Raw genomic sequence first — 12382 nt, 5'->3', positions numbered from 1 at the left:
TAAGCCAAAGGGAAAATTATGCACTTTTTTTGTCTGTATTTGTTACTATTGGCTTTTATTCCTGTTGTTAAAAAAGCCTCATGAAAGCAAAATCAACTCGTTCTAAATTACATCCGCGCAATCAACACAAAAATGGTTACGATTTTAATTTGCTTACCTCGCAAACCCCTTCGTTAACTGCTTTTTTAATTACGACTCCAGCAGGTAATCAAAGTATTGATTTTAGTAATAACTTAGCTGTAAAAACCTTGAATCAGGCGCTATTAAAAAGTCATTACAACATTAACTTTTGGGACATTCCTGAGAACAACTTATGCCCACCTATTCCAGGTAGAGTAGATTATATTCATTACTTAGCTGACTTACTCAGCGAAGATAATCAGCAGATTATTCCCACTGGCCGACAAATTAAAGTGCTTGATATAGGCACTGGCGCTAACTTAGTTTACCCGCTAACGGGCAATAGCGAATACCAATGGCACTTTACTGGCAGCGACATAGACTCTGCAGCAATAAAAATAGCCAAGCAGCTCGCTCAGTTTAATGATTTAAAAATAACGCTTAAACAACAAAAAAATCCCGAGCATATTTTTAAAGGGGTGGTTAATGCGAAAGATTTGTATCATTTAACGATGTGTAACCCACCATTTCACGCCAGTGCAGAAGAAGCCAATAAAGGCAGTGAACGTAAATGGAAAAACTTAGGCAAAGCGCCTTCGCAAGCACTTAATTTTGGCGGACAAAGTAATGAGCTGTGGTGTGAAGGTGGTGAGCTGGCCTTTATTTCTACTATGATCAAAGAAAGCAGGGATCACAGTGACCAAGTAATTTGGTTTACCTCGTTGGTTTCTAAAAAAGAAACTCTAGCAGCCTTAGAAGCACAGCTAAAACAACAGCCTATTAGTGAATTTAAAATTGTTGAAATGGCACAAGGACAAAAAGTCAGTCGCTTTATTGCATGGAGCTATTTTGATAAAGCCACCCGAGAACAAATTTGTGAAGAATTAGTATAAAGCCACTTAAGGACACCCCATGATAGATTTTCGCTCAGATACAGTAACAAAACCGTGCAGCAAAATGCGGGATATTATGTATCATGCCCCCGTTGGCGATGATGTGTACGGTGATGATGAAAGTGTAAACCAATTAGAAGCTTATGCTCGATTACGTTTTAATGTGCAAGATGCACTTTTTTGTAGCTCAGGCACACAAACAAATCTGCTTGCATTAATGGCCCATTGTGAACGCGGCGACGAGTATATATGTGGCCAAAATGCTCATAACTACAAGTTTGAAGGCGGTGGCGCTGCCGTTTTAGGCTCTATTCAGCCACAGCCTATTGAAAATGAAGCCGATGGTAGTCTATGTTTTACTAAAATTGCTGCAGCAATTAAACCCGATGATAGCCACTTTGCAAAAACACGCCTGTTAAGCCTTGAAAACACCATAGGTGGTAAAGTACTCGGTATTGATTATTTACTCAAAGCACGTGAATTTGTTAACCAACATAATTTGGCACTGCATTTAGATGGCGCCCGCGCTTTTAATGCCGCTGCCGAGCTTGGGGTTGATATTAAAGAAATAACCCAACATTTTGACTCTGTGTCTATTTGTTTATCAAAAGGGTTAGGTGCACCTGTTGGTTCATTATTGCTTGGTTCAACAGCATTGATAGCCAAAGCAAGACGCTGGCGAAAAGTGCTTGGCGGCGGTATGCGTCAAGCCGGTATATTAGCTGCTGCGGGGCAATATGCCTTAGAAAATAACACGCAACGTTTAGTCGATGACCACGCTAACGCGCGTTATTTAGCAAAGCAGTTAAATAACGTGGCAGGCTTTAACGTAAATATGAGTAATACCACAAATATGGTTTACGCTACGTTTGATAACAGCATAAACATCACAAAGCTAGCAGCCGATTTAAAAGCACAGGGCATTGTGTTTAGCCCAAGTAAGCAACTTAGGCTAGTAACCCATTTAGGTATTACCAAAGCGGATATAGATACCTTTATTAAAGCCTTAACGGCCCATATTTAACGCGGCTTTATAATGTTTGCGGCACACCGATTCATAACGGTCGTTGCCGCCAATTTCTACTTGGTTACCATCGGCAATAGCCTCGCCATTTTCATCGGTACGTAATACGTGATTTGCTTTACGGCCACAATGACACACCGTTTTAAGTTCTATTAACTTATCAGCCCAGGCAAGTAAATATTGCGAGCCGCTAAATAGCTCACCTCTAAAGTCGTTTCTTAAGCCGTAACATAATACGGGAATACCTAATTCATCGACTACATCGGTTAACTGCATAACTTGATCTTTAGATAAGAACTGACATTCATCCACGAGTACACAGTGGCGCTTCTTATCGCTATTAAGTAGCTTGATAAGCTCATACACGTCTTTGTCAGCATCATAAATATGTGCATCTGCTTGAAGGCCTATACGAGAGGATACTTTGCCAACACCGGCTCTATCGTCAATGGCAGCGGTGAGGATCACCGGCTCCATACCGCGCTCTTTATAATTAAACGCTGATTGTAATAAAGTGGTTGATTTACCTGCATTCATTGCAGAGTAGTAAAAGTATAATTGCGCCATGGCCGTGCCTTCAAATAAAAAGTGCGCTTATGCTACCCTAAAGTTCTGAGAATACAAATTTGGAAACGCTATTTTATTTATTTTGCTTCATGTTCTAGTAACCATTGCTTACGCTCTAAACCACCAGCATAGCCTGTAAGCTTATTATTTGCGCCAATGATGCGGTGACACGGCACAATAATACTAATTGGGTTTTTACCATTTGCAGCCCCTACCGCCCTCACTGCTTTAGGGTTATTTAATTGTATGGCTATGTCTTTATAGGTTGCCACTGTAGCAAACGGTACGCTTTGTAATGCCTGCCATACGCTTTGCTGAAATGGTGTGCCGCCAGTATCAAGCTCTAAGTCAAACTCGGTACGCGTATGAGCAAAGTACTCATTAAGCTGCGCCACACAAGTTAAAACATGCGAATTAGTCACCTTATTTAAAGGCGTACTGATATAACTGGTCGGTGGATAAAACCCCACATAACTAATACCATTTTCAGTTGCCTGGATAATAATATCGTCAATCGGGCTGGGTAAACTGGTTTGCACTATCATAATTGCTGCCAAAGTTGAAAAGTTAAGTAAGATCGAAATGGTGCGCAATGCTTAGGTTCAAAAGAGCTTGCTGCCGCTTGGGCTTTTTTAACTCCTAAATCACCATCAAGTAAAATATCCGGTTGGCTTTGACCACGCAGTTTTGCGTAATTAACCGTCCAAGGGCCAATTCCTTTTAAAGTAAGCCATTGGTCTAAATCATCCTCCTTGGGGTGAATAGCACAAAATTCAGCGAGATTATGCAGTGCATTTTTACGTGCCTGCGGCATTTTAAAAAAAGCAAAATCACTACCTGCCACTACTTCAGGTGCTGGAAAGTACACATTTTCCTCTTGCTGCTCTGCAAGCTGTTGCACTAATTGAGTCACTAAATTATGCGCCGCAGTTACACTCACCTGCTGACCTAACACAGCGCGAATACCCGCTTCAAAGGTTGACCAAATACCCGGTAACCTTAGACCTTTAGTAAGTGGAAATGCATTATTAATGTGTTCGCTTAAATGCGCCTCAATTAAATAAGTATCTGCATCTAAATCAAGTACACGGCGAATGTTGTTAATAACTGGCTGTAAATATTGCGTATTATCTATATCAATTTGCACCCGAAAATGATGTTTATCTGCAATAAATTCAGCATTAAAGTGGCCTCTACACGATTTATAAGTAAAGGTACGCCCATAACTGGTTGGCGTTAACCACTCTATTGGCTCTATAAGTCGTTTTGCTAAAAACCCATGCAATGCTTGCCAGTTATACGGCGGACGAAAAGGCATAATTAAGGTGAGCCCAAGATCAGTTGAGTGCCTGGTAGTTCTAAGCGCTGAGGGCGCGATATTAAGTTGTTTTAAAAAAGCATCATTGAATCGTCGTACACTTTTAAAGCCGGAGGCAAACGCTATCTCGGTAAGCGGCAAGCTGGTTTCTTGAATCAATTTTTTTGCAAAATGGCATTGGTTAAATAGCCGATATTGAGTTACTGAAAGACCAAAATATTGAGAAAAAAGCCGCCTTAAATAGCGGCTGCTTATTCCTAAACGCGCAGCAAGAACTTCACAATCGCACTCGTTAAATTGATCAATTAACTGCTTAGCACGCAATGCTGTGGTTTGTGATCCCAGCCAAGCAGCACTACCTGGTGCGCTATCGGGCCTGCAACGAATACAAGGTCTAAACCCTGCTTGCGCTGCAGAGTGCGCAAACTGATAGTAGGTTACATTTTTTTCATGCGCAGTGGGCGCGGGGCAAATTGGCCGACAATAAATACCTGTGGTTTTTACCGCTACATAAAAAAGCCCATCAAAACGCGCATCGCGGCTCTGACGCGCTTTTTGCCAATGCTGATTAACCATAAATTGCTCTTATAAGTTATGTAGCGCTTAGCTTAACAAAAACTAGGTATATTACTGGCCATATTCGGCACTAGGGTCTGTTAACCTTTGCGGATTAAAATTTGTTCAAAATAGGGGCGGTTTAATCGCGGCGCGAGGTTTGTAACCTAGTGGGCTAAGTAAAAACCGAGCAACAAAGAGTAAATTGCCCCTAGGCAGAACCCTTCGGGCAGCGCATGTTTGGCATTGATGCTGCGTTATCGCCTATTTATGGGGAATAACCACACCACATAGGCGCTGCCTTGCCTAAATACCAAACAGACTGCTGCAAATTTAACCTTAAAAGGTCAACAGACCCTAATCTTTGTTTGCAAAATCAATCAATGCTTGGCCCGTTAAACGATATATAATCCATTCATTCTGTGGCTCAGCGCCCATGCTATTATAAAAATCAATCGCGGGTTTATTCCAATCAAGCACTACCCACTCAAAGCGGCCACAGTCTTTGCTTATTGCTCTGTTTGCCAGCTCTTTCATGATAGCTTTACCGGCACCATTTCCACGGCTATCTGGGCTAACATATAAATCTTCTAAATAGAGACCATTTTTACCTAACCAAGTAGAGTAGTTGTAAAAATACACCGCAAAACCAATCGGTTCATCATCTTGTAAACAAATTAAACTGTGCGCTGTTGCGCCGTCGCAAAACAGTGTATCTAAAATTGCTTGTTCATCTGTTTTAACTGCATCAGGCTCTTTTTCGTAAATGGCAAGCTCATTAATAAAATGCAGAATTGTTTTTGCATCACTTGGCTGTGCATCGCGAATTTCTATTGCTGTGTTCATTGTTATTAACCCTTCAAAACGACTTTTATGCCTATTAAATTTAAAATAAAAAGTGCCTAAATAATTATGATAACTTAAGCCATTAATACATTTATTTATACCCTAGCATATCGTTTTTATATTCAATACGTAACTATCACGGGCTTATTTAAATTTAGCCATTACGATATCTAAAAAACAAATTAAAACAGCGCTTTTATAAATGGTAAAAAGTTGTCATTATGAGTAAAAAGTAAAGCAATAAGGGAGTTTAACTAAAATGGGTCATGGTCACTCACACAGTCACGTTGATGATAACCAAAGCGATAAACAGCTCACCCTTGCCGTATTTATAAATGTTTTACTGACTGCAGTGCAAGTTGTTGGTGGCGTATTTTCTGGCAGCCTTTCATTAATTGCCGATGCATTACATAACCTAAGTGATGCGGCCTCTATTTTTATTGCCCTCGTTGCCCGAAAAATTGGCAATAAACAGGCTGATACAACCCATCATTTTGGCTACAAACGTGCAGAGATACTAGCAACCCTTTTTAATAGCACTACGTTAATACTGATCGGTGGTTATTTAATTTTTGAAGCCATAAATGGTTATTTAAACCCCCAACCAATTAACGGTTGGATTATTGTGTGGGTTGCTGCCTTTGCGCTACTCATTGATTTAGTCACTGCGTTATTAACCTTTAAAGCTGGCGCTAAAAACAATATGAATATAAAGGCGGCGTTTATTCATAATGTGTCTGATGCAATGGCATCAATAGTCGTTATTATTGCCGGTACTTTAATCATTTTATACCAGTGGTATGTAGTTGATTTAATAGCGACCATTTTAATATCACTGTACGTTATTTATCACGGCGTGTTATTACTTAAAGCCAGCTGCAGCATTTTAATGCAAGCAGCACCCATTGATTTTGATCAACAACTTATAAGCAAAAAATTACTACAACAGTTTGCTATTACGCAAATAAAATCAATAAAAGCGTGGCAACTGGACGATACTACCACTCACTGTGAAATTGTGATGCAAACAGATACCCCTATTGAGCTTAATGCCATAAAACACTATTTACATGATGAATTTGCAATTGAACACTGCGTAATTGAGTGTTGTTCAGCTTAGTTTGATTATACAAATTACTTTGTAATTAAAGCTAATCGCATCTTTATTTTTATGCCTTGTGCAACAAAACGCAGAAGGCCTGCTAACAATAATCAACTGCCGTTACGAGCATCTATTTTAACGCAACGTTATATTTGACCCCCTATAGCTTGCAATAGCATTCATGCAAATAAAAACAATTATCATTAACCTTGCGTTTACTTTAAATTACTCTTAATATTGCGCCCATCATTAATACAACTAAAACCATTCAAACGAAGGACCCGCATGTTTAAAACATCTCTGAGCTTAATAGCATTAATAGTCAGTGGCGCCAGTATTGCAGACGAATCAACGATCCAAAGAAATTTAAATCAAACAGAAATGGAGCACGTTATTGTTTCGGGTAGTCGTGTTTTTGAAAGTATTGATGAGGTCCCTGCTTCCATAACTATTATTAGTCAAAAGCAAATAGAAGCGCATTTAAAAGTTAATCCAGAATTACAAAGCCTTTTAGCACAAATGGTTCCTGGCCTTGCTCCAGATACTGGAAGCTCAAGTAATTCAGGACAAACTCTACGCGGGCGTGCCCCACTGATCATGATTGATGGCGTGCCACAGTCAACGCCACTGCGTAACGGATCATTAGGGGTAAAAACCTTAGATCCAAGCGCAATAGGTCGAATAGAGGTCATTAAAGGAGCAACGTCGATTTATGGTAACGGCGCATCAGGCGGAATTATTAACTATATTACTAAACAAGCAAAAAGCGATGGCCAAACCCAAGGTGAAATAAGCTTATCGAGTCGTTTTAGTGCGGTAAAACTCGAAGAAAGCGCTGGCGCAAGGGTATCTGCAGCATTGAATGGTCGTGCAGATAAATTTAGCTACTTAGTAACTGCAAGCTATGAAGAAAACGGTGTACAACGTGATTCGCAAGGCGATATTCTCGGTTTACAATATGGTTTATCTGATGCCGTTACACAAAATTACTTCACTAAACTTGGCTATGACTTTGATGATGAAAAGCAACTCCAATTTAGTTATAACTACTTCAGTTCACAACAAAAAACCGACTTAGGCGATGTTATTGGTGATATGAGCCTAGGAGAAAAAACCTACGCCATTCATGTTCCGTCAGAATTACAAAAACAAGGTAAACCACAAGGGCCAGAAGGCAACGAAAATATAACCTTAAAATACACCGACTACGCACTGCTTGAAAACACACAAATGACGTTAGACCTTTATACGCAAGATATAGAAAATGTGTTTTTCTTCTCTCCAAACCTTGCCAATCCTGATGAGAATTATCAAGGTGGTCAATCTGTTATCAGTTCAGAAAAAAAAGGCGCCAGAGCAACTTTTAATACCCAGGTAGACTTTGACTCAGTTGAAGCGTCATTTATTTACGGAATTGATGCGTTAAATGATGTAACTGCACAACCGCTGGTCGATGGCCGTGTTTGGGTGCCAGAAATGGACATGAAAAGTGTCGCGGGCTTTTTACAAACTAAGTGGGTTATTGCTAATGACTTAATAATAAAGGCCGGTGTACGCAAAGAAAATATCGACCTTAGCGTAGATGATTATCGCACGCTTAAATTATGTAAAACGGCCACGCAATGCTCTGTGCCAATTAGCGTAAAAGGCGACACGGTTGATTACAATGCTACGACCTATAACGTGGGCATTAAATACAATCTAAATGAAAAATTCAGCCCCTTTTTAAACTACTCACAGGGATCTGATATATCAGATATTGGCCGCCTACTTCGCTCTGCCACAGTAAATGATATAGGCCTTATTCAAACACAGGCTTCAATTATCGATAATTATGAAATTGGTTTTAATTCTCAATTTGATGCAGTTCGTTTAGAAGTCGCAGCATATCGAAGCACCTCTGAGCTTGGCACTACAAACAAATTTAATGAAGTAACCGGTGTTTATGAACCGGTTAGAGCACCTCAAGAAATTTGGGGTTATGAAGCCTTAGTAGACTACACCATAAACCCATCTCTTAAATTACTAGCAACGTATAGTTATGTAGAAGGTGAAAATACTGAAGCAGATATATACTTAGGCTCTAAGCAAATCAGCCCACCAAAAGCCACAGCCAATCTTAACTGGCAACCTACGGATACCCTATCATTAACATTAAGTTACCTGTATGTGGGTGATAGAAAGCGCTTTGAGCCTAATGAAAATGGTAAATATGTTGGCGATCAGGGACCTGTCGATAACTACACTGTGCTTAATTTAAGTGGTCAGTATCAGTTTGCAGATAGTTGGCAAGGTTTTATCGGGATAGAAAACCTATTTAACCAAGACTACTTCCCTGCCCGTGCGCAATCTTACACCTATGGTGGATACAACATTAAAGGTTTAGGTACAACGGCCACAGTGGGTGTTACTTATCAATTTTGATCACTTACGCGTTCATACTTTTACGGTATGAACGCGCTTATCCCCTCAACTAACTTGCTGATCTAAAATACAAATAACAACTTGTCCATTTATCAACCAGCAATGTAAACTTAAACGAGAATCAAACTCAATATTAACCATATGATTTATAAGTAAATTACTTGCAATTCTGTGCCTATATACTAGACTAGCCACAATTAGAATTTTTAGGATAAGCGCTATGAAAGGTAATCAAAAAGTAATCGACGCCTTCAATACATTGTTAGCTAACGAATTAGCTGCTATTGACCAGTATTTTATTCATTCTCGTATGTACGACGATTGGGGCTTAAACAAACTTTATGAGCGTCTTAACCATGAAATGGAAGAAGAAAAAGACCACGCTGACTGGCTAATCAAGCGTATTCTTTTTTTAGAAGGCGTACCAAACATGACCAAACGTCGTGACCTGTTAATTGGTAACGATGTAAAAAGCATGATGCAAAACGACTTAACCTTAGAACTTGAAGTGGTTGAGTGTGTTAAAGACGTTATTGCCATCTGTGAACAGCAGCAAGATTATCAATCTCGTGAAATTCTAGAAAAGCTATTATTTGATACCGAAGAAGATCATGTTTACTGGTTAGAACAACAACTAGGTCTAATTGACAAAATTGGCACTCAAAACTATCACCAAGCTCAAATGGGCGAATAAGGACTTATATTATGAAAGGCGATAAAGACGTTATTGCAGCACTAAATAAAGTACTTGCTAATGAGCTTGTGGGTATTAACCAATACTTTTTACATGCACGCATGTTTAAAGATTTTGGTTTTAGTAAACTAGACAAAGCTGATTACAAAGTATCAATACAAAAAATGAAAAACGCCGATCGTTTAATTGAGCGTATTTTATTTTTAGAAGGCCTGCCGAACCTTCAAGATTTAGGACGCTTACGCATTGGCGAAAACAGCGAAGAAATGATTGCCGCTAACATGAGCTTTGAACTTGATACAGTAGATGAGCTTCGTGCTTCCATTAAACTAGCTGAAAGTAAAAAAGATTACATTAGCCGTGAAGCGCTCGATAACATTTTAAATGAGCAAGAAGAACAAATTGATTGGCTAGAAACACAGCAACTACTGATCAAAAATACTGGGCTTGAAAACTACTTACAATCGCAACTGTAAGTTAAAGTTATAAATACAAAAAAAGCAGCTAAGGCTGCTTTTTTTATGTTTAATTTTTAAATGTTAAACCAATTCGTTTAGATAGGGGCAATTACATAGATTACTATTAAGCCACTTGATCGGTTATATCTGCAATTTGAATCAGTTTACGATTGAGGATCTTTTTAGTACAGCAACAACACTTACCGCACTGGCTGCCCACTTTAAGCTCTTTAGTTAGCTCGCGCATGGTAGTAGCACCATCGTCGATGGTTTGCTCAATTTTTTTATCGGTCACACCGTGACAAAGACAAACATACATGAATACAAACAACTCTCAATTTCATTTAGTGGGTTTATATTAATCTAAACAAAAATAGTTATCAATTGGTTTTTTATAAAATTTTACTTTTTTGCATTTTTGGTGATCAGCGCCACTTAAATTGAGAATTCGCGGCAAGTTGAGAATTGTTTGAATTTCATTCGAAGTATGGCACTTAAATTGAGATTTATTAACTAAAGTCTCGCCTTAAATTTAAGTAGGATTAGGGTCTGCTGACCTTTCAAGGTTAAATTTGCAGCAGTCTGTTTGGTATTAAGGCAAGGCAGAGTCTATGTGGTGCGGCTTTTCCCCATAAATAGACGATAACGCAGCATCAATACCAAACAGGCGCTGCCCAAAGGGTTCTGCCTAGGGGCAATTAACTCTTTGTTGCCTACATGGATGGTGGTAAGGGGCGTGAGCAGGACGCGGAAGCTTTGCTCGATTTTTACTTAGCCCACTAGGTTACAAACCTCGCGTCGCGATTAAATCCCCCCTAGTTTGAACAAATATTAATCCGTAAAGATAAGCAGACCCTATGTTTAGGTAAATATTTGAATGGTGGAAAAATGAATTACATTAAGTCTGAAAAGCCTTAATGTATAAATATAGGATTAGTGCGTGGGCTATTTCCGGTTTGTGCCATGAGCAGACATTGAAGATTCTTAATGTGTGAAGTCAAAAATTGACCCCAATCGCTCTATTAGATTTGACCCCATTCGCTCTATTTTCACTGGTGGATGAATCCAAATAAGCGGCTTTTTATAGTGTAGGTCGGATAAGCGAAGCGCCATCCAACACTGTAAAATACCTTGCCAATTATTATCAACATCTCATGTTGTCGAATGCCCGGAAGTGGATGGTCGCAACCTTAGACACTTATTAGCTGTATATTAGTCAGTGTTAGTAAATTTTGCATAATTAGTAGTGATTTTCGTTCCTTTTTCAGTTTTTGTTATTATTGCTTTTTCAATAAAAACAACTGAGTTACCCAAATAGATCTTTACACTACCACTGGCTATTTCCGGTGTAGCTGTTTCCCACTTTGAATCAACTAACACTTCATAAGTAAGAGTTTTTGGCAAGAAAATCTCTACATTGTTACTGTAAACTCGATAATCATTATTTTTAGATGTTGTAACTTTATCTGAGTGGATCTTAATATCTGATGCCATTGTAGATGGCACTAGAAATAAAACACTACTGAAAATGGCTGCAATCATTGAAGATAACACTACTATTTTGGATTTAGAGTGATTTTTCTTTAATGGGATTTCAGGCTGGAATAACTTAATAACATCTAGCTCAAAACAGGAAGCTAATGCTTTAAGAGTTTCCAATGAACCTGAACCATTATTTTCTACTCTTTGAATGGTTCTTAAACTTACAGCACTAACATCAGCTAAATGTTGCTGACTCCAAGCTCTAACTTTACGTTCTTCTATAATTTTTTTAGCGTTTAGTTTCATTTCCATTTGTATCTCTCACATGAATATATTGAAGCTATATCATGTTCAAAAACTCCTTTTTTGTATACGACACATTTGCGTCACCTTAACGACAAGTCAATGCCATACTGCTAACAACTTTATCAAAGGACACTTTATCTATCTTAGATCGAAAACGTCCTTATTTCATGAGCTTCTATTATTATCAAATAGTGTAAATTATTACCAGCTATAAATATTATGCTTACTGTAGTTTATTTACACATATAAAAAAAGGAGATAGTTTCCTTTTATTCTTACTAAGCTAATGACAACTCACCTGAATGACTATATCTCGCTCAAATAAGACCCCGAAAAGTTGCTCATATAGCTATCTAGGTTAACGCTTTCACAAAGCAGAATATATTTCCGATAACTACCTTTGAAGCCCTTAAAACGGAAGTTTACTTCCAAAATATAGCAATATAGGCTTACAAACCGGAAGTTTACTGAATCGCCCCGAGTTCATCGGAGACCAGTTTGTTTAAGTCAGGCCACTTTACCTGACTCGTTTAAATTATCATAGTAGTCTGTTTCATATTGAGCTGGTGAAATATACCCAATTGAAGATAATA

12 protein-coding genes are annotated in these 12382 nt (G+C 38.7%); 6 read left to right on the top strand and 6 right to left on the bottom strand.

All coding sequences use genetic code 11. The features are described from left to right. The first annotated feature begins 80 nt into the window (after positions 1 to 80). Entirely contained in the window at positions 81 to 1013 is a 933-nt protein-coding gene (gene rlmF, locus BW139_RS10900) for a 23S rRNA (adenine(1618)-N(6))-methyltransferase RlmF (protein ID WP_076919657.1), read from the top strand. A 19-nt stretch (positions 1014 to 1032) separates the two neighbouring features. After that, the gene (gene ltaE / locus BW139_RS10895; RefSeq protein ID WP_076919656.1) at positions 1033 to 2037 is read left to right on the top strand and encodes a low-specificity L-threonine aldolase; all 1005 of its coding nucleotides are present in this window, start codon (positions 1033 to 1035) and stop codon (positions 2035 to 2037) included. Here the strand turns inward: ltaE and BW139_RS10890 are convergent. The 4 genes from BW139_RS10890 to BW139_RS10875 all read right to left on the bottom strand — a co-directional run bounded on the left by BW139_RS10890 (position 2020) and on the right by BW139_RS10875 (position 5323). After that, complete coding sequence (locus BW139_RS10890) at positions 2020 to 2604, bottom strand: thymidine kinase (protein ID WP_076919655.1); 585 nt, start codon at positions 2602 to 2604, stop codon at positions 2020 to 2022. The two genes, ltaE and BW139_RS10890, sit on opposite strands and share 18 nt — an antisense overlap. Positions 2605 to 2681: 77 nt before the next feature. Then, complete coding sequence (locus tag BW139_RS10885) at positions 2682 to 3149, bottom strand: methylated-DNA--[protein]-cysteine S-methyltransferase (protein WP_076919654.1); 468 nt, start codon at positions 3147 to 3149, stop codon at positions 2682 to 2684. Continuing rightward, positions 3146 to 4498, bottom strand: a complete 1353-nt coding sequence (locus tag BW139_RS10880) for a DNA-3-methyladenine glycosylase 2 family protein (RefSeq protein WP_076919653.1) — start codon at positions 4496 to 4498, stop codon at positions 3146 to 3148. Before BW139_RS10880 ends, BW139_RS10885 begins: the two co-directional genes overlap by 4 nt. Before the next feature lie 336 nt (positions 4499 to 4834). Then, complete coding sequence (locus BW139_RS10875) at positions 4835 to 5323, bottom strand: GNAT family N-acetyltransferase (protein WP_010389137.1); 489 nt, start codon at positions 5321 to 5323, stop codon at positions 4835 to 4837. Positions 5324 to 5582: 259 nt separating this feature from the next. On the opposite strand from BW139_RS10875, the gene BW139_RS10870 reads away from it, so the two are divergent. From BW139_RS10870 to bfr (BW139_RS10855), 4 genes are all read left to right on the top strand, one after another. After that, positions 5583 to 6443: a cation diffusion facilitator family transporter gene (locus tag BW139_RS10870; RefSeq protein WP_076919652.1), complete on the top strand. Its 861-nt coding sequence runs from the start codon at positions 5583 to 5585 to the stop codon at positions 6441 to 6443. A 267-nt stretch (positions 6444 to 6710) separates the two neighbouring features. Next, positions 6711 to 8849: a TonB-dependent receptor gene (locus BW139_RS10865; protein ID WP_076919651.1), complete on the top strand. Its 2139-nt coding sequence runs from the start codon at positions 6711 to 6713 to the stop codon at positions 8847 to 8849. 220 nt (positions 8850 to 9069) lie between these two features. Then, positions 9070 to 9543 carry a bacterioferritin gene (bfr, locus tag BW139_RS10860; protein WP_076919650.1) on the top strand — a complete coding sequence of 158 codons (474 nt, stop codon included), beginning with the start codon at positions 9070 to 9072 and terminating at the stop codon, positions 9541 to 9543. An 11-nt stretch (positions 9544 to 9554) separates the two neighbouring features. Then, positions 9555 to 10019: a bacterioferritin gene (gene bfr / locus BW139_RS10855; RefSeq protein WP_076919649.1), complete on the top strand. Its 465-nt coding sequence runs from the start codon at positions 9555 to 9557 to the stop codon at positions 10017 to 10019. A gap of 106 nt (positions 10020 to 10125) precedes the next feature. Here the strand turns inward: bfr (BW139_RS10855) and BW139_RS10850 are convergent, their stop codons facing one another. Then, positions 10126 to 10320, bottom strand: coding sequence for a (2Fe-2S)-binding protein (locus BW139_RS10850; protein WP_010389142.1), 195 nt, complete (start codon positions 10318 to 10320; stop codon positions 10126 to 10128). Between the two features lie 893 nt (positions 10321 to 11213). Further along, the gene (locus tag BW139_RS10845) at positions 11214 to 11795 is read right to left on the bottom strand and encodes a helix-turn-helix transcriptional regulator (RefSeq protein WP_076919648.1); all 582 of its coding nucleotides are present in this window, start codon (positions 11793 to 11795) and stop codon (positions 11214 to 11216) included. Positions 11796 to 12382 lie beyond the last annotated feature (587 nt).

Origin of the sequence: Pseudoalteromonas sp. SK18 (assembly GCF_001974855.1) — a bacterium.
GTDB lineage: Bacteria > Pseudomonadota > Gammaproteobacteria > Enterobacterales > Alteromonadaceae > Pseudoalteromonas.
This window is presented reverse-complemented; position numbering and strand designations above follow the sequence as displayed.